The following is a 26,458-nucleotide window of genomic DNA, read 5'->3' on the forward strand; positions in this document are numbered from 1 at the left end:
CATCGGTTATAAGTATGATTTATAGCATTCCACAAAATTTCTGCTACATTTGCGATTCAATTTGCCTGACTACTGTTAGCGCCGAATAACTCACTCCAGCAGTACCTTCGCCGGGATGGGTAGAGTCACCAACTAACCACAAATTCTGGATGGGTGTGCGATTGGCAAACCCGAAAGGGCCAAAGGTAGGAATTCTTTGACCAATACCGCCAACTATACCGCGATCGCGGGCTGTGAAATGGGCAAAGGTGCGCGGTGTTGCGGCTTCTTGATGAATAATCGTTTCTGGTTTGAGATAGAAGTATTGGGCAAGACGAGCGATCGCTTCTTGGGTAAACTTTTCTTTTAGTTCTTCATAATTTTCAGTCTCCCACCACTGTGCAGGATCGACAAATGAAGAAGCGATAATTGTCGCTTTCCCCTCCGGTGCGCGGCCGTCTCCAGGATGACTGACGGAAACAAATAGGGAATTATTCTCGCCAATAGGGCCATTAACATCATACAAAAATTGCAGGTGGGGAGGACACCCAGCCGGAATCGCGCTAGCATCTACACCCAAATACACCACAAACGCACCCGATGCTTGGGGTAGTTTTTCCACCCGGTTTTTATATCCAGATGGCGCTTGTTCTCCCAATAACTGCACCAAGTTTTGCACGGTGACGTTACTAACTATATGGTCGGCTGCTTCTGTCCAAACTTCGCCAGTTTTCTGATTTCTAATGACAACAGCAGTAACTTTACCGTTTTCTACTTTGATTTGTTCTACAGTGTGGCGCATCAACAATTTGCCGCCATCTCTTTCTAAGGATTGTACCAAGCGATCGCTTAATACTTGCATACTTCCCTGGAGGTGAAACAATCCTTGGGGCAGTTGGGATACACTCAACGCTGTGGCTGCATAAAGTAATGCTGTATTCTCTGCATCCACCTGGGAGTATAGCTTCAGTTGCAAATCCAAAAAAGTCCTCAATCGCTGGTCATTTCCCAGTCCACATAAACGTAAAGCATCTCCCACCGTAAACAAAGTGAAGGGGACGGTAATTAATGTACTGGGACGTACCGCTTGCGTTAGCTGCCACAGATCCCATAAATTACGTGGTGGTAGAACTGGATCGCGTCCTTGAAATTCCCAACTGGCATCAAACAAAGTTGCCATCAATTGCCAAAAGGGTTCGCTACCAGGAAACTGTTTTTGTCGTTCCTCTTGCCATTTCTCTTGGTCGCGCCAGACATTAATTGGTGTGCTTTCCCCAGGTAAATACACCGCACAAGCAGGATCGCAAGGCGTTGCTGCGGGTAAATCTATTGACAATTCTGAGAAAATGCGGTGGTGAATTCCCCCTGGTTCCAACCCCGCAACCTGAGTTGCACCCACATCAAAGGTAAATCCTTGGCGTTTAAAGGTTGAAGCACAGCCTCCTGGTACGAGGGCTTGATCTAAAATTAAGACGCTGTAACCTCTATGAGCTAATAATGCTCCAGCAGTCAGTCCACCTATTCCGGCACCGATAATAATGACATGAGAGTTACTTTTGTCAAGAGGTTTACTGGACATTGATTAGTTTCTTTAAATTTCTTAATATTTTTACTTATAATTTTACCTTACCTCTGAGTTGAATTGGGTCAAGGGTGCGATCGCGGCTAAAAAGGCGATTAAAAACCGCGTCTACATGGATGCCTAAGCCAGGATAAGTGGGTTAGAAGTTTGACAGCAACTCAAATCTGAATCTATGCACACAAATAATTCCGGTTGTGGTGCTGACCTCTTCTGCTGAAGACCAGGATATGATCCAATACTGCTCAGGTTAAAGGGTAAAGGTTAAAGGTTTTTTCTTTCCCCTTTCCCCTTCCCCTTTTCCCCAAAACCCGACAAGTATTGGGATATGATCGAGAGTTACCAGCTTGGGGTAAAGAGCTACATTGTCAAACCTGTGGATTTTGAACAATTTAACTAAGCAGTCCAACAGCTTGGTTTTTATTGGATGTTATTTAACCGATTGCTAATTCCCAATTCAAATAACATCCTTCAGCACTGATACCAATTTTTCAATATGTGCTATTTTGTGAGTTGCCATTACAGATATTCTGATTCGACTTGTGGGCACTGTGGGAGGACGAATTGCTGGAGCAAAAATGCCAGCATCTCTTAGCTGTTTTCCAGCTTTGAGAGCATCTGTGGCATTAAGCAATTGAAAACATAATATCGGTGATTCAGAAGGCAGCAATTTCAAATTAGGTAAATGTTGCAGCAAAGTTTTCAAGTAATGTATATTCCCCCACAATTGGGCGCGGTGTTGTGGTTCTTGTTGCACTATCTTGATTGCTGCTAAGGCGGCGGCTGTATCAGCAGGTGAAAGCCCAGTGGTATAAATCCAACTGGGTGCGCGGTTTCGCAAAAAGTCAATTAAGGCGCTACTTCCTGCCACATAACCGCCTAAACTACCCAAAGCTTTACTCAAAGTCCCAATTTGAATTAATTGCTTTCCTGTATACCCAAAATGCTCGACACACCCAGTGCCAGTTTTTCCTAGTACCCCAGTAGCATGAGCTTCATCAACTAGCAGCATACAGCTAAATTCATCAGCCAGATCGAACAGTGCGGGCAAGGGACATAAATCGCCGTCCATGCTGAAGACAGTATCAGTAAGAATTATGCAGCGTCGGTAATTTTGCCGTTGTTGACTCAACTGAGTTTTTAGTACTTCAACATCGCAGTGTGGATATTCCACAACTGCTGCACCGCTAAGAATCGCTCCATTTTTCAAACTGGAATGATTGTACTGGTCAGATAAAATTAAATCGCGCTTGCCCACAAGGGCAGTAATTGCACCCAAATTGGCTAGATACCCGGAACTAAATACCAAAGCATCTTCTGTATGTTTGGTAGATGCGATCGCCTCTTCTAACTCCCTGTGTAATTCTCGATGCCCACTGAGTAATCTAGAACCAGTACTACCAGTACCAAATTCAGCGATCGCAGCAGTTGCGGCTGCCATCAACCGCTCATCCCCAGCCAATCCCAAATAGTCATTACTGGCAAAATTAATTACCTCTTGCCCAGCTAAAACCACCGTTGCACCCGGACGACCGTTGATAGGTTGTACCGAACGATACCAGTCTGCCCGATGAATTGTTACTAAGGACTGTTCTAGCCAGGCATAAGGGTCACGTCGCTTCGCTCCGAATTCAAAATTCAAAATTCAAAATTCAAAATTAATGATCCCTATAAATAATAAATAAATTTAGGGACTTGTATCATGAGTTGTTTTCGGTCAGTGGTCATAAGGGGGGCATGGCGAGAATAACAAATGACTAATGACAATTAAACTTGTTCGCTGCTGAGATGCGCGATCGCTTGTTTAATCCAATCTTCGACGTAGGCATCTTTGGGTAGGCCGATATCTTCGCTGACTACATGCAGGGCGTGACTGACTTCATGAGCAGTATATCCCAAGGCGAAGAGGGTCATTTGCACCTCTTCGAGAATTCCTGGTGCTGGCCCGCCTGTGGCGACGAAGAACCCGGCTGATTTGCGCCACTCGACTAATTTGCTTTTGAGTTCCAAACAGATGCGTTCTGCGATTTTTTTGCCAACACCGGGAGCCTGAATTAAGATTTGTGTATTGGCAGCGATAATTGCTTGGACTAAATCTGGTAGTTCCAGAGTGTCCAAGAGTGCGATCGCTAAAGCTGCACCAATCCCTGTGACAGTCAGCAAGTGGCGAAATAAATCGCGTTCGGCTGGGGAAGCAAAGCCATATAAGTAGGGCACTTCTTCCCGAATTTGGAAATGGGTAAAAATTTGCGCCACTCCTCCCGACTCTGGTAACTGGTTTGCTAACCTTTGGGGAACTTGTAAATCGTACCCCAAGCCATTCACTTCTAGAGTCAGAATCACGCGATTAGCGCCAATTGTTTGGATACCAGCGACTATACCTTTTAGATAACTAATCATTACAAGAGACCAAAATAATTTAAGCCTTCAATAATTCCACCTGCACAAAAACATGAAGCCAGGTAGCGGTGCGTAGCAGGATGCTCGTGATGCCATTGGAGTAACTCTTTTCGGGCATTCCCGACGATGATTCCCCGTTCGTTGCCTACAGCAAATAAAGCAATATCATTACCCGAATCACCACAGACAACTGTTTGTTCTGCTGCAAATTTCCACTTCTGGCGTAAAAACTGCATTGCCTGACCTTTATCGCTGCTATGGGGTACAATGTCAAGGTCTATTCCGCTACTGTAGATTAACTTTACATTTAATTTACATTTCTGCAACTCTGCTTCAAGTTGTGGTAGAACATTTGCAGATGCATCTTGTTCTAGAAAAAAACTCACTTTGAAGAGACGCTGTTCTGAATCTGGTTGCCGAATTAACTCACGGTATTTATGGGTAATAGATAATACAGTTTCTCGTTCCCATCCCGGAGAGAGGATGTCTGACCAACCTGAGTCTGGAGTATCAGTACCATGAAGGTAAATTTCTGTACCCACAGAAAGGACAAGGGCATCGGGTTGCAAAAGATTTTTTTGAGCTTGGAGTTGTTTGTAAAGTAAGGGCGATCGCCCGGTAGAATAAACAATTTTAGTGCCGTATTCTTGGCGATGTCTCTTCAGCAATTGATTTAGTTCTGGTAAAGCGCTGTCATCACCCACAGTGCGATATACGAGGGTGTCATCTAGGTCGGTTACAAAAAGAAATGGTTTCATGATTTTGATGTACTTAAGCTAAATAGTTGGCAAAACCCCGGAAAATTTGAAGAGTGTCGAGATGCAATAGGCCGACACGGATTTTTGACGATGCATTCGGGGATAATTTACCAGATTTTGGTTCTGATGTATTCTTAGCAGTGCAATAATTCTTTGCAAGAGCAAAAAATAGACTTTTTCTGTGTCTAGTTAATCAAAACCCAGATGCATATAAATCTTCGTCCCATAAAAGAGGTTGACTTTGATTTCATCTACAAAGTGACGAAAGCTGCAATGCAATCTTATGTAGAACTAACTTGGGGAAGCTGGGTTGATAATGAGCAGCGTGTGCGGACTTATGCTTCGATTGATTTATCAACTCATTGAATTATCCAATTTGAAAGTAAAGATGTTGGATGTTTAGCAATAGAGTATTACCCAAGTCATATACAGCTAACCAAATTGTATTTACTTCCCAATTTTCAGCGTTTTGGAATTGGTACATTTATTCTGCGCCAGTTGATTTCTGAAGCAAAAGATAAGGAAAAACCTCTGTAACTGAGAGTTTTAGCTGTAAATCCAGCACGTAAACTTTATGAACGTGAGGGTTTTATGATTCAAGCTCAAACAGATGAAAGAATTTACATGAAGTATGGAGGATAGGAAAAGTTTTACTGCGGAATTAATTCTTTAATCATCAACCTCTCTGTGTTCTCTGCGCCTCTGTGGTTAGTTAATCTTTTATTTCCACAATCAGCGATCGCTAACTTGAAGTTTCTCATACAACCCATACATCCAAAACGTAAATAATTACCAAAATTTGTTACATAAGATGTCCTGTAGGGAATTCTAAATTGACTAGAGAAACCCCCCGTAAAAGCTATGAGCGCAAAAGTAGATATAACTGTAACACTGGCAGGCTACCAAATTAGAGAGCTACTATACTCAGGTTCGCGCACACTCGTGTATCGCGCGGTCAGAGAAGCAGATAATCAAGCAGTTGTAATCAAGCTTTTAAAACGGGAGTACCCCACCTTCAGCGAACTAGTACAGTTTCGCAACCAATATTCCCTTGCCAAAAACTTAGATATTCCTGGGATTATTAAGCCCCACAGCCTAGAACCGTATCATAATGGGTATGCTTTGGTGATGGAAGATTTTGGTGGCATATCACTACGGCAATTTACTAAAGAACAGCCACAAAACCTAGAGCAATTTCTGATTATAGCCCTACAACTGACAGATATTCTGCACCAGTTACATCAACAACGGGTGATTCATAAAGACATTAAACCCGCTAACATCCTAATTAACCCAGACACCAAACTGTTAAAGCTGATAGACTTCAGCATCTCCTCCTTATTACCGAGAGAAACCACTGAAATTCAAAATCCTAATGTCCTGGAAGGGACTCTGGCTTATCTGTCACCAGAACAGACGGGACGCATGAATCGGGGGATTGACTATCGCAGTGATTTTTATTCATTGGGAGTAAGTTTTTTTGAGCTACTGACACGAAAACTGCCTTTTGATTCTCAAGACCCAATGGAATTAATGCATTGTCATATTGCAAAACTTCCTCCTAATGTGTGCGATATCAACTCTGAGATCCCTTTGGTTGTGGGAGAAATTATTCACAAGCTGATGGCAAAAAATGCCGAAGACCGCTACCAGAGTGCGTTGGGACTAAAGCATGATTTGCATCTCTGCATAGAACAGCTGAAAGAAATAGGAAAGATTGAGCATTTTTCCATTGGAAAGCAAGATTTGAGCGATCGCTTTGCAATCCCAGAAAAACTCTATGGCAGGGAGCAAGAAGTTAAAATCTTACTAGAAGGATTCGAGCGGGTTGCCAATGGAGCCTCGGAGTTCATGTTAGTGGCGGGATTCTCCGGCATTGGGAAAACGGCGGTGGTAAATGAAGTACATAAGCCCATTGTCCGGCAACGAGGCTACTTTATCAAAGGCAAGTACGACCAGTTCAACCGCAACATTCCCCTCAGTGCCTTTGTCCAAGCTTTCCGTGACTTGATGGGGCAGTTATTAAGCGAAAGTGACACCCAGTTAAAAGAATGGAAGAACAGGATTTTGACAGCTTTAGGGGAAAATGCTCAAGTAATTATTGAGGTAATTCCTGAGTTAGAGCAGATTATTGGGCAACAATCCCCAGTGGTGGAACTCTCAGGTAGTGCTTCCCAGAACCGTTTTAATCTGTTGTTCCAAAAATTTATTCAAGTATTCACCACAGTTACACATCCATTGGTGATGTTTTTGGATGACTTACAGTGGGCAGATTCGGCATCATTAAACTTGATTCAAGTGTTGATTGGACAAAGAGAAAGTGGCTTCATGTTGTTGATTGGTGCATATCGTGATAATGAGGTTTCGCCTGCTCATCCGTTGATATTGACGTTAGAAGAAATTAAGAAAGCTGGCACTACGGTAAATACAATTACATTAACTCCCTTAAGTCAAGAAAGTTTAAATTCACTGGTTAAGGATACATTGCAATGTCCAGCAGCGATCGCACAACCTTTAACCCAGCTAGTCTATCAAAAAACCCAAGGAAACCCATTTTTCAGCACCCAGTTTGTCAAGGCACTATATGAAGAGGGAGGCATTCAGTTTGCTCCACAAGTTGGGCATTGGCGGTGTGATATTAGTTATGTACAATCGCTCTCCCTCAGAGATGACGTGGTAGAGTTTATGGCAATGCAGTTAAAGAAATTGCCAGTTGCCACTCAAAATGTCTTAAAACTCGCAGCATGTATTGGTAACTCTTTTGATTTAGCAATGCTAGCAATTATCTATGAAAAGTCTCAAGCTGAAACTGCTGCTGATGTGTGGGAAGCCCTTCAAGAAGGATTAGTAATTCCTAGCAATGATATTTACAAGTTTTATCAGTCAAAATCAGAGTTGCTGATTGAAGAGAATAGACAGTTACAAGCAGCACTAACTGATGAAAAAGTAATTGTTTTCTACAAATTTCTGCACGATCGCGTCCAACAAGCTGCTTATTCGCTGATCCCGGATAACCAAAAACAACTCATGCATTTAAAAATTGGGCGATTGCTCTTAAATGTCATGAACGAGACGGAAAAAGAAGACAAAATCTTCGAGATTGTTAATCAATTAAATAAAGGATCTGATTTAATTGTCTTAGCAATTGAACAGGAGAGATTAGCAAAACTAAATTTAGCTGCTGCCCAAAAAGCAAAATCTGCAACTGCTTACGTCGCAGCAATTGAATACGCCACTAAAGGCATACAATTGCTCACAGTAAGTTCTTGGCAGCAATGCTATGATTTAACGTTGGCTCTCCACGATTTAGCCGCAGAAGTAGCCTGTCTGAGCGGTGACTTTAGACTTATGGAGCAGATAGTTGATGAGGTAGTACAAAATGCTCGTCAATTACTAGATAAAGTGAAGGTCTATGAAGTCAGAATTTTGGCTGATGTCGCCCAAAGTAATCAGCCCAAAGCTATTAAAACTGCTCTTTCTATTTTAAAATTATTTGGAATTTCGTTTCCAGAGCAGCCGACTAACGCAGATATTACTGAAAGTTTACAACAAACTCAAGACGTATTAAAAGAAAAACATTTAGAATATTTGTTAGAACTGCCTGAGATGAAAGACCTGAAAGCTTTGGCTGAGATCAGAATTTTAGCGACTGTGACAGCAGCAGTCTATCAAGCGGTTCCAGAATTACTGCCATTAATCGTGTGCAAGCAGGTGAGATTATCAGTTGCTTATGGGAATGCGGCGGTATCAGCACAGGCTTATGCTTGGTATGGAGTAATTTTATGCGGTATTGGAGAAATAGATTTAGGCGATCGCATTGGTGAACTGGCAATGGGACTACTATCACGCTTCGAGAGTAGAGAATTTAAAGCCAGCACGATTAACATGGTTTATCCTTTTGTGAAACCTTGGAAACATCATATTCAAGATTCACTCGCTCCTCTGCTTGATGGATACCATAGCGGTTTGGAGATGGGAACTTTAGAATATGCTGCCTACTGTGCCTACAATTATTGTTCGCTGTCCTTTTTTCTGGGAAAAAATTTGTCAATCTTAGAACCAGAGATGAAGGTTTACAGTCAGGCATTGGCTCAACTTAAACAGGAAGTTGCTCACAATTATCTAAGAGTTTTTTACCAATCCGCCTTAAATTTCCTTGGAGAGAGTAAGTGTCCTTGGGAAATTAAAGGTGTAGTATATGACGAAGAAATCATGTTGCCCAAGCATCAACAGGCTAACGACCTTTATGCAATGGGAACACTGTATATAAATAAACTAATTCTTTGTTATTTATTCAATGAGTGGGAGGAAGCCATAAAAGTGGCAGTTGATGCCAAACAATATTTGAATGGTGTATCCGGCTGTTTCATGATTCCGGTGTTTCGCTTTTACGATTCATTGACTCATCTGGCGATGTTAACCAACGCCCAAGGTAAGGAAGGTAATAGTTTGCCCCAGGAAGTTATTGATAATCAAAAGAAGCTGAAAGAATGGTCAAACCTAGCACCTAAAAATCATTTACACAAATTTTATTTGGTTGAAGCAGAACAGTATCGGGTGTTGGGGCAGATGTATGAAGCAATGGATTACTACGATCGCGCCATTGCTTTTGCCAAAGCAAATGCATATATTCAAGAAGAAGCACTAAGCAACGAATTAGCAGGCAAATTCTACCTCCAATGGGGCAAACAAAAACTGGCTCAAGCATATCTACAAGAAGCGTATTACTGCTACGCTCATTGGGGAGCTAAAGCCAAAGTCAGCGATTTAGAACATCGCTATCCTCAGCTTTTGGCTGCAATTGTGCAACAACGGCAACCGTCACTTACACCATCTGATACAATTTTTGCCCCAGCTTTTCATTCTACTGAAACTTCTAGCTCAAGCAGCATTACAGAATCGCTCGATCTGTTAACTGTTCTCAAAGCCTCTCAAACTCTTTCTGGTGAAATTCAATTAGAAAAACTCCTAGCCGCCTTGCTTCGGATAGTGATTGAAAATGCTGGGGCAGAAAAATGCGTGTTAATGCTGCTGCGGAACGATTGCTTGCTGATTAAAGGAACTATCAGCGTTAATACTCAACCCATTGTTCTGCAAAGAACTCCAGTCGAGGAAAGCGAGGATATTCCTCTGAGACTGATTTATCACGTCAAACATTCCTTACAACCTGTGGTGTTGGCAGATGCGACTACTCATCCAACCTTTGCCAGTGACACTTACATTTTGAACCAACAGCCAAAAAGCATTTTATGTAGTCCGATTCTCTACCGGGGTAAATTCGCAGGTATCCTCTATTTGGAGAATAACTTGACAACTGGGGCATTTACCAGCAATCGCGTCGAGATGCTTAACCTGTTATGTACTCAAGCCGCCATTTCTCTAGAAAATGCTCGGCTTTACCAAGATGTACAACAAGCGTTAGAAGATTCCCAATTAATGCAGTTTTCCATCGATAATGCAACTATTTCTGTATGGTGGGTAGAGCCAGATGCCCGGATTGCCTATATCAATGAGGCTGGCTGTCGAGATTTGGGCTACTGCCGCGAGGAGATTGTTGGCAAATATGCGTATGAGTTTGCTCCAGATTTTTCTCAAGAAGGATGGTCAAAACACTGGGAGAATATTCGCCTAAAAGGTTCATCCACCTTTGAAACTTCCATACTCAAAAAAGATGGTAGCACTTATCACGCTGAAGTCACGGTCAACTTCATGACGTTTAAGCACCATGAATATCACTGTGCCTTTGTTATGGATATCAGCGATCGCAAACGTGCTGAAGCTCAATTGAATCAGCGCACAGTAGAGCTAGAGCAAACCCTGCAAGAACTCCAGCACGCCCAAATGCAGATGATCCAATCCGAGAAAATGTCAGGATTGGGTCAATTAGTGGCAGGTGTTGCCCATGAAATCAACAACCCAGTCAACTTTATTTTCGGCAATCTTAGCCATGCGAATGAATACACCAAAAATATTCTCAGACTCCTGGAACTTTATCAGAAACATTACCCAACTCCCGATTCTGAGATTGAAGAAGAAATTGAGGCGATGGACTTGGAGTTTCTGCTAGAAGACTTACCCAAACTCATTTATTCGCTGCGAGTTGGAGCAGAACGCATTCAAAAAATTGTTGTCTCTCTACGCACTTTCTCCCGCATGGATGAAGCCGAGATGAAAGAAGTCAATATTCATGAGGGCATTGATAGCACACTAATGATTCTGCAACATCGGCTGAAAGCGAAATCTGATTCTCCTGGCATTGAGATTGTCAAAGATTATGGGGAGTTACCCTTAGTCGAGTGCTATGCCGGACAACTCAACCAAGTGTTTATGAATCTTTTGAGCAATGCCATTGATGCACTAGAAGAAGTAAACACTCAAAACCAACTCTTAAATCCTACCATTACGATTTGCACTGCCCTGGTAGAAAGCAAACAAGTTGCCATTACAATCACAGATAATGGTACTGGAATTCCTGCTCATATCAAGCAAAAATTGTTCGATCCATTCTTTACGACAAAAGTTGTTGGCAAAGGCACAGGAATGGGACTTTCCATTAGTTATCAAATTGTGGCTGAAAAACACAAAGGCACATTGCAGTGTATTTCCGAACTGGGACAGGGAGCCACATTCATGATTATGATTCCAATTTGCCAATCTTGATTTGTCATTTGTAAGGGTTGGGTTTTAAACGTGTTTAAGTTTCACAACATAATTTGGTTTGTTGCACCAACTTACTTATTACCCATTAACCAAATCATTTTGGAGAATGCAATGGTTTCATTTCGTCTGTGCGAGTGCTACCACAGCTTGAACTAACTCTTCTGGATCAAGGGGCTTAGTAACGTGCCGTTGATAGCCACTAGTTATGGCTCGCTCGGAATCATCAACTCTGGCGTAGGCAGTCAAAGCGATCGCGGGAATTTGTCCGCCTTTTTCGGGGGTTAAAGTTCGGATCTGTTGAATCAGGGAATAACCATCGACTTCAGGCATCCCAATATCACTGACTAACACATCCGGTTGAAAAGACTCCAAATTTGCTAACACTTCTGCCGCAGAGGTAACAGTTAGGACTGTAGCTCCGTATTCAGTAAGCAATACTGTTAGTAGTTCACGAGCATCGGGATCATCATCAACTGTGAGAACTCGAATCCCCGTAAGTTCGAGTCCTGGTTGTGGCAATTCATCTATCTGCTTGATTTCCAATTCAATATTCAGTAGTGGCAACTGGACTGTAAAGGTGGCTCCCAAGCCTTCACCAGGACTATCAGCCGTGATGGTGCCGCCGTGCGCCTCAACTAACTGCCGGACGATCGCTAATCCCAATCCTAACCCGCCATACTTGCGAGTAATTGAGACATCTTCTTGACGGAATGACTCAAAAATATACGGGAGAAAGTCAGAGCTAATGCCTTTGCCAGTGTCACGGACGATAATGTGTGCCTGCTCATCTACTTGCTCTAATCGGATTTCAACCCGTCCTCCCTTGGGGGTAAACTTGATCGCATTAGAAAGTAAATTCCAAACGATCTGTTGAAGGCGGTTGGAATCTCCAGAGATTTGCCCAATATTCGGCAGTATTGAATGCAACATAATTGATTTAGAAAGGGCTGCTGTATTTACTGTGTCGATCGCAGATTCAATCACAAATGCCAAATTCACAGGAGCCGCATCTATGCTAAGTTTGCCGCGCAGAATCTTAGCTAGATCGAGCAAGTCATCAATCAGTTGAGTTTGCAGTTTCGCGTTGCGTTCTATAGTGGCTAAAGCTTCAGCCATTTTGGTTTCACTAAATTTGCGGGTTTGTAGCAGTTTTGTCCAGCCGAGAATTGGGTTAAGAGGCGATCGCAACTCGTGGGAGAGAACGGCCAGAAACTCATCTTTGATCCGATTAGCGCGTTCGGCTTCGGCTCTAGCTGCTTGCTCTAATTTGAATAAGCGATCACGTTCGATTTCAGCTTGTTTGCGATCAGTGATGTCTCGTGAAATCAACAAGATTCGTTCTAGTTGCCCGGAAGCATCCAGAATCGGGCTAACGACCACTTCCCACCATTTCGGAGTGCCTTTTGCAGTTGGGCAGTATCCGCGAAAAATACTGACTTCGCCTGTTTTAGTGGTAGCGAGTGCCTCCTCTGCCTGTTGCCGAGAACTGCCTTCCCAGAAACCGAGCCATTCAGTATTGAGATAGCAATTTAAGTCATCAATTTCCATCAAACACAGTCCACCTGTATTCATGTACAGCAGCCGTCCATCAAGGCTTAATACCTTGATGCAATCAGAACTGCTGTCTAAAATGCGGTTTTTAAATTCTTCACTCTGGCGCAAGGCTTCTTCAGTTTGTTGGCGAGTAGTGGTATCTCGCCAAGTGGCAACAAATCCATCTCCACATTTAGCCACGCGGATATCAAAGGCTCTAACTAAGCGTTGTTGTCCGTAATCATCTTCATAAACTAAACTGTCTTTAATGAGCGGCTGTCCTGTTTCTACTACCTGGCAGTATTCATCAAACAATCCACTTTCACGATGCTCTGGTAGTAATTCACACAACCCTTGTCCAATCTGCTGCTCATAAGTTATTTGATTGTTGAAACAAGCTGCACTATTAACATATTCAGTCACAAAATTGACAATCTGTCCTTGCTCATTCCGTACAGCACGGTATACCCCAAAGCAGTCCAGCATATTTTCAACTGAGGTGCGGAAGCGTTCTTCACTCCTTCGCAGAGCAAGTTCTGCCTGTTTGCGCTCGCTGATATCATGATGGATGCCTGCCATACGGAGTGCATTGCCCTGTTGATCGCGCGAAACTACTTTTCCGTGGTTGGCAATCCATTTCCACTCCCCAGACTTGGTTAACATTCGATATTCAAATTTGTAAGACACCGAATCGTCATGAAGATGAGCATTCAACCGTTCCATCACCCAAACTTTATCGTCAGGATGAATCAGCCGCTCCCAAGCGCTAAAGTCCCCAGGTAAATCTCCTTGCTCATATCCCAGCATTTCCAGCCATCGGGAACTTAAATAATCTTCATTGGTAACAATGTTCCAATCCCAGAGACCGCCACCAGAACCTTCCAGTGCCATTTGCAGGCGTTCTTCGCTGTCTCGCAAGGCTTGCTCTGCCTGTTTGCGTTCGCGTAGCGCAGCTTGCTGTTCGCTGATGTCTTCGGCAATACCTGCAAACCGATAAATCTCTCCGGTTTCATTTCGAAGGGGAAAGCAGCGATCGCGAACCCAGCGTATACTACCATCGGGTAAAATAATCCGGTATTCCTCATCAAATTTACCTGCAACAGCTTTTTCATGAAACGCTTTCTGAGTTGATTCTCGATCCTCTGGGTGAATCCGATCGACCCATGATTGTTGTCCTTGATACAATTCCTCTGGGTTCAATCCCCACAGTCTTTGATATGCAGGACTAACATAGCTGACTCGGTTTTCGTACACCTCTTTGATCCAAAATACCGCCTCAATATTTTCTGCGAGTTGCCGAAAACGTTCTTCACTATCCCGCAGAACCTGGGCTGATCGTTTGGGTTCGGTGATATCTAAATCAATACCCGCCATCTGCATTGGTTGCCCCTGTTGGTCGTAGAAAACCTTGCCCTGGCTGAGTGCCCAGCGAATCTTACCGTTGGGATATACTACCCGAAATTCAATGTCATAGTCTTCTCCGGTGGCGATCGCACGCTTTACGGCTACCAGAACGCGATCGCGATCTTCAGGGTGCAACCGTGCGACAAACATCTCGAATGAGCCGTCGAACTCTCCTGCTTCCAGTCCAAATAAGGCTTCTAGATTATCCGACCAGGTAATTTTTCCCGTTTGGATGTTCCAGTTCCACGTTCCCATCCGAGAGGCTGACAGTGCCAATCGCAGCCGTTCATCACTCTGTCGCAGTTCCGCTTCTACCTGTTGGCGTTCCTTTAGTTCACGTTGTGCCTGTTGATACAGTTCTGCCTGTCGTAAGGCGATACTCACCTGAGTTGCCAATTCTTTGAGCAAGTCAATCTCTAAGGGCTGCCACAATCGCGGGGAGGTACAATGATGAGCAATCAGCAATCCCCAAAACTGGTTATCTTGCAGAATTGGTACAACCAGATGAGCTTTGACTTGAAACTGTGCCAACAATTCACCGTGGCATGAGTCAATACTGCTGTCATAAATATCCGATACTGCTGTTACTTGTCCCTGATAATAGCTTTCGATATTATTCTTGATAAAGGCGGGATCGTAGCTGACAGGTTGCGGTTGATTGGAGGTGATGTAGGTCTCAGCTAGGAAGGGATCTTGGATAGTAGAGGAAAGAAGCGATCGCCACTCGCTCCCAACCGATTCTGCCACTACTGTCCCATCCCCACCAGGATTTAACCGAAAAACCAGGACGCGATCTGTGTGGAGAAACTGCCGCACCTCGGCTACAGTTGCCTGAAGAATTTCATCCAGATTCAGAGATAAGTGAATTTGTTGCGTAATTTGCGCGACTACGCGCTCTCGTTCAATACGCTGTTGCAGTTGAGTGCGTAGCCGCACTGTTTCAATTGCCCCATTGATTGCTATTTGCAGCCCTTGTGCGGTAATTTGCTCTTTAACAATATAATCTTGTGCGCCGGCTTTCATCGCCTGAACTGCGATCGCCTCATTGCCCTGCCCTGTGACAACAATCACAGGTAGGCACTGCTGTTGGGTTGAGATTTGCAATTTAGCCAGAAATTCCAGTCCGTCTATATCAGGCAGTCGATAATCAAGTAAAATGGCATCTGGTTGGTGTTGCTGGAAAAGTTCTAGCCCTTGCTGTCCCAGAGTTCCTTCTAGAAAAGTGTAACAATATTCGCGATCGCGCAACAAATACCGCCGATATAGTTCTCGATCTTCTGAGGAATCATCGACAATTAAGAGGGTGCGCTGTTGCTGAGACATCGTAAATTAATTGAGCGGATAGAGTTCAAGCCCACACTCCGCAGGTTATCATAGAGAGATTACTAATTTTGAAATAGCGCTAAAATCCTCATCCATCTATGTAAGGATTTTACCATACCCTCAGTTTTATGACTTTAGGAAAAGTCTATGATCAAAGGTGGATTACACTAATGTTACTATATATTACAAAATAAATGCGATTGCTTGAGTTTGACAGGCTTGGCTAAGTAGTTGTTTGCGCCTGCCTCTAGACACTGTTCTAAATCTCCGGGCATAACCAAAGCTGTCAGGGCAATAATGGGAATGGAATGGGTTTTGCGATCGCCACGAATTTGACGGGTTGCTTCTAATCCATCCATTTCTGGCATTTGAATATCCATTTAAGATGAGATTAAGCTGATGCAGGAAGGGGGAAAATTCAAAGAGCGTGAACTCTTATTGGATTTTCCACCACCTCTTACTCCCTAAAACTCCTTCTGTTAGTAGTTGACTTGGACTTGTGTGTACACCGTAGCCGACTCGGAAAGGGAAAGAGTTAAGGCCTGGTTTCGATATCGTATAACTGGCAGAGGGTGAGGAGTTTTTGTTTGAGGCGATCGCGCACATTCTCAGGTAATATCACTACACAATCTGGCGCATACTGCATGACTTCGCGGCTAAACCAAAATGTACTAGATACTCGCCTAATCACTCGTCGAACTTTTGGTTTATCTGGTAGCCATTCATGGATATCATCTTCTGGTTTAGCTTGATAAGCAAAAGCCAAATTTGCTAATAAGTGCATTTCTACTTTTATCTCATCCAAATTAGTACGCCACTCACCGGAAATTAAAGTCACCGCCGCATCCGTAATCCTGTCTAATCGTAAACTCCAGTTGTGAACCAGTTCTGGGATATCAAAATTTCCTTCTGTTTCCTCACACCAGCAATCAAGATATTGTCGCTTTTCGTGGGGTGCTACTTTGGCGTGGCGAACCGTAAAGTTTAATAAACGTCCAGTTGCATCTTGATAGGAAAGCTGAAAGGGCTGTTCTCGCAAGATGTAGCGGTCTATCTCTAAGCGCCAAGATGGGGGCAAATTCTCTAAGAAACGTTCAATTTCGCCTCGCAACGGTAATGATAGTTCGCTGCGTTCCAGAAGTAAGTGTGCAATGATTTGGGCTTGTTCAATTTGCCCGATATCTGTCAAAGCATTGATACATCTATGTAATGCCCTGATGCGTGGTTCTTTCCAATCGTTATTGTTGCCAATGAGTAACTTACGTTGAGCGATCGCTTTAATTAACTTCGAGATGTTAGGCTCCTCTCCCCACATCATACCGAATTCACGAGCGATCGCTTCTAGCTCGGCTTTATCATGTTCTGATATCGACAGTGTAATAGATTGACCTTTTCGACTCATATTTTATACGGACACTTTTATACGGATATATCTTGGCAACTTCTATTTTGCATGGCATTATAGGGAATAACAACGAGTTACGGACAGTTTTTAAGCAAAGTGAAAAACTCGCACCATTGGTGCGAGAAATAGCCTGGAGATGTTTTATACCCATCTCAAAAACTGCAACCATTGGTTGCAGAAATTTCTAAGTGGTATTTCTTAGCACATATATAAAAACTGCCGCCATTGGTGGCAGAAATTGATTAGATTTACTAAGTCTGTCATTCTTTTTGCATAAAATTTCCGATAAACCAAGCATTTGTAGGGAATTATCAAGGATATGTCCGAAAATTACAGCATAAATCTCAAACCTGTTTATTCCCAAACCGTCCCTACACCTGACGGGGTGAAATTACCTAAAGATTGGTCGCTTTCTTGGCATCAAGTGGAAACTTTGGAGGCATTGCGCGATCCAAATATTGATATAGTGTTCAACACTGCCATAACTGGGGATGGTAAAAGCTTGGCTGCTTTTCTTCTGGCTATGACAGATGGTGTATCCACAATGGCAACTTACCCGACTAACGAGTTAGCGAGAGATCAGGAAAAGCAAGTACAAAAATATAAGGACGAATTTCAACCAAAGAAAAACCCACAGATTTATCGTCTGAATGCAGCTATTCTGGAAGATTTTATCGAAACAAATAAATTACCAACTAAACAGTCTGGATTAACTAATCTTTCTAATCAAGCAGAAATTTTGCTGACTAATCCCGATATTTTTTACTATATTCACGATTTTCGCTATCTTAGGCGTTTTAAAAAAGATGGTAAAACCAAGGGAGAAAACGCCAATAAGCTATTCAGTAAAATAGATGATAACTACAATTTGTTTATATTTGACGAGTTTCATGTATTTTCCTCGGCTCAAGTTGCAAGTATCTTCAATGCAATATTGTTAATTAAGCATACCGTCCCCGGTAAGAAATTTTTGTTTTTATCGGCAACACCAGATGATTTATTGCTAGACTTTTGTGATAAATCTGGCATTAATTATAAAGAAATTGATCCAGCCAAAAAAGAAAAATATTGTTTTTCAGAAAATGGCACTCAATGGCGGCAGATTAGTCAACCAATAACCTTATTTTTTCCGCAAACACTAGAAACTAATTTTTCATCTAGTTATGATTGGATAATAGAAAATTCCGAATCAGTAATTTTAAAGTTTTTTCAAGATTATCCAGGCAGTAAAGGCGCAATTATTCTCAACTCAATTGCTGCGGTTAAGAAACTAGTTAAGCATTTTAAAAATATTTTTAAACCTTTAGACTTAGAGGTTAGAGAAAATACGGGTTTAACTGGTGAGACAGAAAAAGCTGAATCAGTTGCGAAAGCCGATTTACTTATAGGAACATCAACTATTGATGTAGGTGTGGATTTTAGAATTAATTTTTTGGTATTTGAAGGTGCTGATGCAGGTAATTTTATTCAACGCTTTGGCCGGATAGGCAGACATAAAGATTTTCACCCTCATCCTTATCATGCTTATACTTTGATTCCCAAATTTATTGTTCAAACATTATTCAAACCTGATTCAGACTGTTTGCAAGATGGCAAAACTTACGACCGAGTAACCTTTACACAAGTTATTCGTTCAAGTTACCCATTTGTGAATGAATTTAAGCAATACCCTAAACGCTGGGGTGCTATTCAATCAGCTTGTGTTCATCAAGAATTAAGACGACTGACTCATCAATATCCCGATGCAGAGAAAAATTTTAAAGAGACTATTGAAAAAGCACTTGATGTAAATATTTGGACAAAATATGGACAAATTAATCAATGTTTACAAGAAAAGAAAAAGAAAGTCATTGATGAAGCACGAAGTTTTCGGGGAAGTAGTCAGTTAGATTGTGCAATTTATGATTCAACAAATCCAGAAGAACCAGAAAATGAACGTTTTAAAATTTATAACTTACCAGGTATTCTCAGCAACTTTAAGTTTGAATGGATGGATAGAAAGGAATTTATACAACAAGCTGAAAAATCTAGAGTTACAACCACTCGTTTTCAAGAAGCTTTATGCTGTTTAAAACTGACTGGCTACCGAGAAGTAAGAGAAGACTGGAAATTTTACTATTCAGAAGATATCAGCGAAATTGCCAAATCTGGTAAAGTACAGATTCTAAAAGGTTTAGAAATTCGCCAACCCCACGGTAGCGGAATTAATAAAATAAGTGATGCTGTATCAGGTAGGGGTTTAGTATGCTTTCTTTCAGATTGCGATCGCACTTACCTCAGAGCAAAGTTAGGTTTACCTATCCACTTTCAAGCATACTCCTTAGCAGATAAATATAGTAGCGACGATAAGAAGTCACCACCGTACACTATAGCATTTGGTAAATCTGCACTAATGCTGGAAACCTTACTTTGGTTTCGGAAGCCGAAAAAGGATGATGGCTGGATTTGTTAGAAAGTTATATTACATCAAATTTTGGGAATACTAATGCTTGAAGATGATTTGCTTACTCGAATTTCGATTGACCCAAACATTTGTTTTGGCAAACCCTGCATTCGCGGACATCGTATTTGGGTTTCTTTAATTTTAGATTTATTAGCTGGTGGAGAAAGTATTGAGAGCATTTTAGAGGCGTATATAGGTATAGAACGAGAAGATATTTTAGCGTGTATTGCATTTGCTGCTAAGACAATTCAAGATTTATATAGTGACGATGGAGAATAGAAATGAGTATGAGTAACGTTGATGAATATCCTGAAATTCCAGACCTAGATAACTATGAGGAAGACGAAAAAGATACTCCTATTAAGCGCGAACTTTTAACTATTAGCCTCTTTAAAAAAGCAATTAAAGAAGTACCAGAGAATAAGAGAGATTCCATAATTATTAGTTTTTCTGAGAATGTGCTACCTAAACTAATTCATCAATTAGTGGGAGCAACTAGCTAAGGGAGGTCAATTTACAGAAGACCGTAGATCCGAAGGTAAAAATGTTGAACGTAGTAAACATGATCAATCTTTATTATCTCATCTGCTTAATGGTCTGTTCCCTACCTACCGGATTATTCAGAAATTAAAGTCATCACAACTGGAAACTAATCCTGTTAAGCGTCAATGTGAAGAAAAGGAAACTCGTTTATTTGTAGCTGCGTATATTCTACATGACTTTGAAAAATTCCCTGACTATCCAATTTGGTTGAAAGAAAATGACACAGATGATGTATTTAAAAACCGTGATTGGCGTAAAGACCCTGCAAAGAAATCAGATGCACCAAATTTAAGACGTGGGTATGTAAAACAAAAAATTCAGGATTTTAGTTTAGATAGTTTTTTGGGTGAAGATTGGGAAAATTGTATCGATGATATTGTGTGGCTAAGTAGTAATGCTGGTGATGGAAGTGATGCTGATAGAGGTTTAGAAATTCGTGGTTTGCGTCCTAATTTAGATGGTCGAGTGCGGAATATTCTGCACAGATTGTTAAAAATGTCTGATTTATTTGCTTCATTATTAAAGCATCCTCGTGATGTTGAAAGTGATGGCAGAAATGAAAAATTACCTGAGTTATTAAACGACTTAAGTAATGGTCAGTTAACATTTAGCTATCATGCATTATCAGACAATCGTGGTGTACTGACGAATATTATTAATAATGCTTTGATGGATGCACATTCTCAGCAATACTACACACAGTTATTGTATTTGCCAGATGGTGTAGTATACCTTGCCAGTAAAGATGCACCTGCAATTCATACTGCTGATATTCCCAATCAAGTTGTAGATAAAATTAAAACATTATGCAGTAAGCAGTTAACAAAGCGACAAACAGGTTTTAGTCGAGATGGTAAAGGTTTCAAGTTCGCTGATTACTACTGGTTATTTTTCCGTGCTAATGAGTTAATGGAAGTCAGCATTAATGCAGCTATCAGTATACTGCCTGATACTAAATTAGCCTCATCTGGTAAGCGGAGTGAAAGTTTACAAACTTTTCAAACACAAGGAGAATTACCACAAAATATAGATGTTGTATTTGGTAATGAAATTCAAATTGATAGATTAGCTGAATTTGGAGATATTATATGTCGAGGTATTTGGGGTAAATGGCAAGAACGCGCGAATGAATACCAAAAACAATTTCCTAAAGCTGAACGTAAAAATATTCCTGATTTAAATCTGACTGAAAAACTAGCTGAATACTTAGGTTTGCTAGAGGAAATACCAGCTTTAAGACAAGTTCAATCTCTTAAGAAAACAGCAGGAGTTCCTTTAGATTGGTATTATTTATCGGCTAAATATTACCATAAAAATCTAGGTAAAAATTTAGCGCAAAATATTGAGTTTATGGAAGGTATGGTTAACTATACTTCCAAGCTTATTGAGCCTATTTTAGAAGATTTTGCAATTCCTGACGGTTGGAGTGATTTACGCACTTATGTAAGTCGAGTTATTTCTTTACCAACAGGTGCAGTTGTTGAACCTAAGCCAGACCAATTTTTAATAGAAATAAGTAGGTATAACGCTGCAAAAGTTACAGGGAGAGGTAGAGAAAATGTTTGTGCTATATCTAGTTCTCCCTACACTGTAACGGAGCAAATGGAGTCAGCAACGTTATTTGCACCACAAGTTTACAGTAATCGCCAAATTTTATTTAATGCTCAAGCTGCAAAGCGGCAAATTTGCTCAATCTGGTCAATTGAAATCATGTTGAGGCAAATTTTGATGAGTAAAACTAATGCGACTGGTGCAGACTTTGAAGGTAGTAAATATCGCTATCTTTATCTCTATCCTGCTTATTTCTTTACTCCAGAAACAAATAAGTTTTTGCAAAAAGCTTATAACGCTATATCTCAAACTCGATTTGATGCTGAACTTCGCAAACATTTTATTTCCAAAGAACAAGTTGCAAATTTAACAATTAACAACTATCAACAAGTCGATGATTTGTTGATTAAGCAGGATATTTCACCAGAAGATGATAAGACATTTAAAATTAGCTATCCTGATGATGAAACATTAACTTTCTTCTTTATCGGTTTACCACCAGGAAGAGAACCAACAGATACAGAATCGTGGATAATGCCAGCTTGGTTAGCATTTGCTTTACCGCTTGTTCTAGATGTGAAAGTCGTTGCATCAGAATCACCTGTACCACCTTTCATTAGTGGTGCTGATTTTGAAGAAACAGTTTTAATTGATGGAGAACATCAAGCAATTCGTTCTTTGATTCAAAAAGATAACTATCGTTTAGATAGCATTCTACCTCGTAGTTCAGAAAAGCGTGAATTTTCTCCCCTCAATACTCTCACTGCTGCTTATTCTATTCACTTGGAAGTTAACCGTAAAAAAGATGGCGATCCAGATTGGGGAAAATTAGCAGATTTAGCACGGGATTTAGAAACTAGTCCTCTCTATGTCTTTCATTACCTGAATAAATGGTTGCGAAAGCAAGACAAAATTGATTCTGTATCTCTGGCGAAAGTTCGCCTATACTTGGATTTTTATCACTATTTTGAACCAAAAGGAAAAGCTGTGAATCAACTGCGTAAGTTAACAGAACTCTACCGTCGTTTTTATCGTTCTAAAAGTCAATATGCCAAAGCTAATGCCATTCTCAAACCAATTGATGAGGCTGCTGATGTAATTTTGAAAATTGATAAATCTATGGCTAGTGATACTGAATCATTAATAGATGTGGTAGCGGCTCGTCTAGCCAAGTTGATGAATAATGTGCGACGGAGAGCGGCTGAAGGAAAACCAACATTAACTTTAATTGATGGTAAGTGGAAACCTGCCTTAACTTCTGAAGAAGAACGTCAAGCAGTTTATGAGTTTTCTAAGTATTTTGTAAAAGAAATATTTGAGGGAAGCTTTAAAAGCGATCGCGCCCGTTTAGCAGGTACTCAACTCAATTTAATTAGAGATACTTGTGAATACCTTTATCGCCTAGCAGATGATGAAGAACGTAAAGCACGTCCACAAGAGGAACCTGATGATATTCCTGAATTAGAACTTGAAGCTTCAGTCTAATTTATTCTTTTTTTCAACTAATCCAATAGGAGCAATTAAACCATGAAATTCTTGAAAACACTCGATTCTAAATTTTTCCACGATGTAATTCCTGCTAAACCAATGGGCAAATATGCTCATTTTATTACTATTCGTGTTACAGAATCTTACCCTTTATTTCAGACAGATGGTGAACTCAATAAAGCTAGAGTACGTGCTGGAATTGACAGTAAAGAACCTATTAGTCGCTTGGCAATGTTTAAGCGCAAGCAGTCTACACCAGAACGTTTAACAGGTAGAGAATTATTACGTAACTACAAAATTGGTGACTGGGAAAAATGCGACTATAACGTAGATTTCAGCAAAACTACTCCTGATTGTATTCTCTACGGTTTTGCTATTGGTGATTCCGGTTCTGAGAAATCCAAAGTAGTTGTAGATACAGCGTACTCTATTACACCCTTTGATGATTCTCACCTTAATTTTACCCTCAATGCACCTTTTGAAAATGGGACGATGAGCCATCAAGGGGAAGTAACTAGCCGTATTAATAGTCAAGATCATATCTTACCTCAAGTCTTTTTCCCCAGTATTGTCACGCTGAAAGATCCCACTGAAGCCGGATTTCTCTACGTTTTCAATAATATTCTCAGGACACGCCATTACGGAGCGCAGACTACCCGCACTGGTAGAGTGCGTAATGAATTAGTTGGAGTCATTTTCGCCGATGGTGAGATTGTTAGTAATCTTCTCTGGACTCAAAAGATATATGACGTAATGAGTAATGCAACTCCAAAGCAAATTAATCCTCCTGATCCGCTCAATGAAGACGAGGTTTTAGAGGCGGCTACACAAGCAATTACTGCTCTAATGTCTCAAGAGTGCATTTCTCATACTGATTTTGTTGGTACATCCTTCATACAACTTTTGAGTGAAGTGAAGTCTATCACCAGTGATGAAACTCGATTGCAAGAAATGTTGACTCAAGCAAATGCTGAATCATCTATTTATGCTCAAACATGGGTTCTTAAATCAGGCAAGAAAGACCTTAAGAAAGATACCAAGAATAATAAGAAAGCTGTTGCTACAACGGAGTAAGCGATATGGTGTTTATTTACCGTTGTAAATTGGAGTTGCACGACAGCCTTTATTTTGCAACTCGTGAAATTGGGCGATTGTATGAAACAGAGCCTATAATTCATAATTACGCTCTTTGTTATGCGCTGGGTTTAGTTGATAGCCAAATCTACTCCACTACCGTTGCTGAAGAATATTCTTATCGCTATTTCTGCCCTGAACAAGTGCCAAAATATGAGGAGCATTTAACGCCACTCAATCAACAGCAGATTTATGTAACTCCGGCGCGATCGCTCAATCATTCTTCCATCCTTAACACCTGGAAGTATGCTAATAATAACTACCACGTTGAAATGGAGAAAACCCAGAAAAATATCCCTAGTTTTGGGAGAGCGAAAGAAATAGCACCAGAAAGTGAATTTGAGTTTTTTGTCATCTACCAAAAAGAACTCAAACTACCAAAGTGGATTCGCTTGGGTAAATGGATGAGCAAGGCTGAAGTAACGGTTAAACAATTACCGAAACCTAAAATTGCTGAAGGTATATTCACTTGCACACATCCATTAAATCCTTTAGATGTGATGTTTACTAATCAAGTGATTAGCTATGATGTTGTGAATATGCCTCCAGTTAGCTTAATTCAGAATGTTCAAATGCGAGGTCAATACTATCAATTTGATGGCATCCAAAGCTTAAAAATTCCAGTTCGGATAGAATATCGTTTTCGGAATTAATCACTTCCTAAAACCTTTACCACGTTTTTTCTTTTTCGCAGGTTCTAGCATCCAGTCACAAATTACGTTACAATTTTTAGCCCCTGTTAGTTCTGTACGCTCCCCATCAGTGAAACACTATCAACAACAAACCAACGCCTTCCCCAGCGATTATCTAAACAACTTGTGGGGAGAAATCCAAGCTTGTCCTTACTTTGCTATCAACAACCTCAACCGCGATTTTGTCGCCACTAAAGGGTTTTCTGTTGTATTTCAGCGTTCTGGATTAGCAAAAGTAGAACAGCAGTTTCCCTACTTCAAGCCTTACCTCGATTTAGCTCTCCAGCCGAGTTGTAATGCTTTTTACCTCAATCCTTTACAGCTAAAAGAAGGCTCCCGCGTCGATCCGCATATCGATCGCTCTTTGCGTTCCTACTCCAAAACCATTGAACCGCCTGCGGTTGTCAGCGTCCTTTATGTGCGCGTACCTGCGGATATGGAAGGGGGAGAACTGGTATTGCGATCGCACAAGCGCCAACTTGGGCAAATTAAGCCCCAATTCAATACTCTAGTTTATTTTCAAGGTGATTTAACCCATTCGGTTAACGCTGTCAAAACCCCAGGAAATCGCCTCAGTCTCGTTTGTGAACAGTATAGTTTGAGTGATGCTGAACTCCAGGAAATCCCTGAGTTCACTGTAGAGTCAAGAATCACTCAGTCTACAACCAAAAAGAGAAAGTATGCCTCATAGTTTAGTGTTGAATTTGCTACCTCAATCGCCTATTCCACCACAGTATCTCACAGGTAGACATCTCCACGCCTTGTTTTTAACCCTTGTTAGTTCTGTGGATAAAGAACTAGGCGATCTCTTGCACGATTCCACTGCTGATAAAGCTTTCACCCTCTCTCCCTTACAAATTAATTCCCCCCTTTTGAAGGGGGGTAGGGGGGGATCTAAATTGCAATACTCACATCAACAACCCATTCCCGCCGGGACTCCCTGTTGGTGGCGCATCTCTTTATTAGATGACACTCTATTTGGCAAACTTACCCAACTCTGGTTAAATCTTAATCCCAATCGCCCTTGGCATCTTGGCCCGGCTGACTTGTATATTACCAGTATTCAAGGCACACCCCAATCTATTCAACCTTGGGCAAACGCCAGTACTTATGCTCAATTATACGAAGAAGCTAGCGAGCGCAATTCTTCCATTAATCTTACCTTTTCCACGCCTACCGCCTTCCGTCAAGGACAGTATGATACTACTCTTCCTACCAGAGAATCTGTTTTCAATTCCCTACTTTCGCGGTGGAATAAATACAGTGGCATAGAATTTACTCAGATTGCCATTGAGTCAATATTTCCCTCATTTGTCAATATTCACACAGAAATATTAGCTGATTCTCGCAGCAAATTTATTGGCATTGTTGGCGAAGTTACTTATAAAATTTTAGGGGCAGTTGAACCAATACAAATTAAGCAAATTAACGCTTTAGCTGACTTTGCTTTATATAGCGGTGTTGGCAGAAAAACAACTATGGGGATGGGGATGACACGACGGCTGTATTCTCCCTAATTTCAATAATCATTTAAAAATCATCTAAGTTATGAATCAAACTGAATAT

At 41.1% G+C, this 26,458-nt stretch carries 16 protein-coding genes and 1 pseudogene; 10 read left to right on the forward strand and 7 right to left on the reverse strand.

The features are described 5' to 3' along the window. Positions 1–43: 43 nt before the first annotated feature. The 4 genes from crtD to FBB35_RS26300 form a co-directional block, all read right to left on the reverse strand. A complete protein-coding gene (gene crtD, locus FBB35_RS26285) occupies positions 44–1,558 on the reverse strand; it encodes a C-3',4' desaturase CrtD (protein WP_174712075.1) in 1,515 nt (504 codons plus the stop codon). A gap of 457 nt (positions 1,559–2,015) precedes the next feature. After that, positions 2,016–3,200, reverse strand: a complete 1,185-nt coding sequence (gene bioF / locus FBB35_RS26290) for an 8-amino-7-oxononanoate synthase (protein WP_174712076.1) — start codon at positions 3,198–3,200, stop codon at positions 2,016–2,018. A gap of 125 nt (positions 3,201–3,325) precedes the next feature. Continuing rightward, positions 3,326–3,958 (reverse strand): Holliday junction branch migration protein RuvA, encoded by a 633-nt coding sequence (gene ruvA / locus FBB35_RS26295; protein WP_174712077.1) that lies wholly within the window; start codon positions 3,956–3,958, stop codon positions 3,326–3,328. Continuing rightward, on the reverse strand, positions 3,958–4,716 hold the full coding sequence (locus FBB35_RS26300; RefSeq protein WP_174712078.1) for a sucrose-phosphate phosphatase: 759 nt from the start codon (positions 4,714–4,716) through the stop codon (positions 3,958–3,960). The genes ruvA and FBB35_RS26300 overlap by 1 nt, the downstream gene beginning before the upstream one ends. 204 nt (positions 4,717–4,920) lie before the next feature. Here FBB35_RS26300 and FBB35_RS26305 point away from each other — a divergent pair, with 204 nt between their 5' ends. The 3 genes from FBB35_RS26305 to FBB35_RS26310 all read left to right on the forward strand — a co-directional run bounded on the left by FBB35_RS26305 (position 4,921) and on the right by FBB35_RS26310 (position 11,376). Beyond that, positions 4,921–5,082, forward strand: coding sequence for a hypothetical protein (locus FBB35_RS26305; RefSeq protein WP_174712079.1), 162 nt, complete (start codon positions 4,921–4,923; stop codon positions 5,080–5,082). A gap of 3 nt (positions 5,083–5,085) precedes the next feature. Beyond that, the gene (locus FBB35_RS35920; protein ID WP_368041856.1) at positions 5,086–5,253 is read left to right on the forward strand and encodes a GNAT family N-acetyltransferase; all 168 of its coding nucleotides are present in this window, start codon (positions 5,086–5,088) and stop codon (positions 5,251–5,253) included. Positions 5,254–5,577: 324 nt separating this feature from the next. Then, positions 5,578–11,376, forward strand: coding sequence for an ATP-binding sensor histidine kinase (locus tag FBB35_RS26310; protein WP_174712080.1), 5,799 nt, complete (start codon positions 5,578–5,580; stop codon positions 11,374–11,376). 117 nt (positions 11,377–11,493) lie between these two features. Here FBB35_RS26310 and FBB35_RS26315 read toward each other — a convergent pair whose 3' ends face one another. The 3 genes from FBB35_RS26315 to FBB35_RS26325 form a co-directional block, all read right to left on the reverse strand. After that, positions 11,494–15,636 carry a PAS domain-containing protein gene (locus tag FBB35_RS26315; RefSeq protein ID WP_174712081.1) on the reverse strand — a complete coding sequence of 1,381 codons (4,143 nt, stop codon included), beginning with the start codon at positions 15,634–15,636 and terminating at the stop codon, positions 11,494–11,496. Positions 15,637–15,812: 176 nt separating this feature from the next. Next, a complete protein-coding gene (locus tag FBB35_RS26320) occupies positions 15,813–16,016 on the reverse strand; it encodes a response regulator (protein ID WP_174712082.1) in 204 nt (67 codons plus the stop codon). Between the two features lie 155 nt (positions 16,017–16,171). After that, the gene (locus FBB35_RS26325; RefSeq protein WP_174712083.1) at positions 16,172–17,038 is read right to left on the reverse strand and encodes a WYL domain-containing protein; all 867 of its coding nucleotides are present in this window, start codon (positions 17,036–17,038) and stop codon (positions 16,172–16,174) included. A gap of 322 nt (positions 17,039–17,360) precedes the next feature. Between FBB35_RS26325 and cas3 the strand changes: the two genes are divergently transcribed. The 7 genes and pseudogenes from cas3 to cas6 all read left to right on the forward strand — a co-directional run bounded on the left by cas3 (position 17,361) and on the right by cas6 (position 26,409). Further along, entirely contained in the window at positions 17,361–19,493 is a 2,133-nt protein-coding gene (gene cas3, locus FBB35_RS26330) for a type I-D CRISPR-associated helicase Cas3' (RefSeq protein WP_174712084.1), read from the forward strand. Between the two features lie 33 nt (positions 19,494–19,526). Continuing rightward, complete coding sequence (locus FBB35_RS26335; protein ID WP_174712085.1) at positions 19,527–19,763, forward strand: DUF433 domain-containing protein; 237 nt, start codon at positions 19,527–19,529, stop codon at positions 19,761–19,763. A gap of 2 nt (positions 19,764–19,765) precedes the next feature. Then, positions 19,766–23,063: pseudogene (gene cas10d / locus FBB35_RS26340) on the forward strand (type I-D CRISPR-associated protein Cas10d/Csc3). A gap of 42 nt (positions 23,064–23,105) precedes the next feature. Continuing rightward, complete coding sequence (gene cas7d / locus FBB35_RS26345; RefSeq protein ID WP_174712086.1) at positions 23,106–24,140, forward strand: type I-D CRISPR-associated protein Cas7/Csc2; 1,035 nt, start codon at positions 23,106–23,108, stop codon at positions 24,138–24,140. Between the two features lie 5 nt (positions 24,141–24,145). After that, a complete protein-coding gene (cas5d, locus tag FBB35_RS26350; protein WP_174712087.1) occupies positions 24,146–24,853 on the forward strand; it encodes a type I-D CRISPR-associated protein Cas5/Csc1 in 708 nt (235 codons plus the stop codon). A gap of 109 nt (positions 24,854–24,962) precedes the next feature. Further along, the gene (locus tag FBB35_RS26355) at positions 24,963–25,583 is read left to right on the forward strand and encodes a 2OG-Fe(II) oxygenase (RefSeq protein WP_174712088.1); all 621 of its coding nucleotides are present in this window, start codon (positions 24,963–24,965) and stop codon (positions 25,581–25,583) included. Next, positions 25,573–26,409: a CRISPR-associated endoribonuclease Cas6 gene (gene cas6 / locus FBB35_RS26360; protein ID WP_174712089.1), complete on the forward strand. Its 837-nt coding sequence runs from the start codon at positions 25,573–25,575 to the stop codon at positions 26,407–26,409. The genes FBB35_RS26355 and cas6 overlap by 11 nt, the downstream gene beginning before the upstream one ends. The last annotated feature ends 49 nt before the right edge of the window (positions 26,410–26,458 follow it).

The sequence above is a fragment of the Nostoc sp. TCL240-02 genome, assembly GCF_013343235.1.
Taxonomy (GTDB): Bacteria; Cyanobacteriota; Cyanobacteriia; order Cyanobacteriales; family Nostocaceae; genus Nostoc.

Bases quoted from the DNA above. Each gene is read 5' to 3' on its own strand.
- crtD (WP_174712075.1), bottom strand. From the start codon at position 1,558: ATGTCCAGTAAACCTCTTGACAAAAGTAACTCTCATGTCATTATTATC.
- ruvA (WP_174712077.1), bottom strand. From the start codon at position 3,958: ATGATTAGTTATCTAAAAGGTATAGTCGCTGGTATCCAAACAATTGGC.
- FBB35_RS26300 (WP_174712078.1), bottom strand. From the start codon at position 4,716: ATGAAACCATTTCTTTTTGTAACCGACCTAGATGACACCCTCGTATAT.
- FBB35_RS26305 (WP_174712079.1), top strand. From the start codon at position 4,921: ATGCATATAAATCTTCGTCCCATAAAAGAGGTTGACTTTGATTTCATC.
- FBB35_RS26310 (WP_174712080.1), top strand. From the start codon at position 5,578: ATGAGCGCAAAAGTAGATATAACTGTAACACTGGCAGGCTACCAAATT.
- FBB35_RS26315 (WP_174712081.1), bottom strand. From the start codon at position 15,636: ATGTCTCAGCAACAGCGCACCCTCTTAATTGTCGATGATTCCTCAGAA.
- FBB35_RS26320 (WP_174712082.1), bottom strand. From the start codon at position 16,016: ATGGATATTCAAATGCCAGAAATGGATGGATTAGAAGCAACCCGTCAA.
- FBB35_RS26325 (WP_174712083.1), bottom strand. From the start codon at position 17,038: ATGAGTCGAAAAGGTCAATCTATTACACTGTCGATATCAGAACATGAT.
- cas3 (WP_174712084.1), top strand. From the start codon at position 17,361: ATGTCCGAAAATTACAGCATAAATCTCAAACCTGTTTATTCCCAAACC.
- FBB35_RS26335 (WP_174712085.1), top strand. From the start codon at position 19,527: ATGCTTGAAGATGATTTGCTTACTCGAATTTCGATTGACCCAAACATT.
- cas7d (WP_174712086.1), top strand. From the start codon at position 23,106: ATGAAATTCTTGAAAACACTCGATTCTAAATTTTTCCACGATGTAATT.
- cas5d (WP_174712087.1), top strand. From the start codon at position 24,146: ATGGTGTTTATTTACCGTTGTAAATTGGAGTTGCACGACAGCCTTTAT.
- cas6 (WP_174712089.1), top strand. From the start codon at position 25,573: ATGCCTCATAGTTTAGTGTTGAATTTGCTACCTCAATCGCCTATTCCA.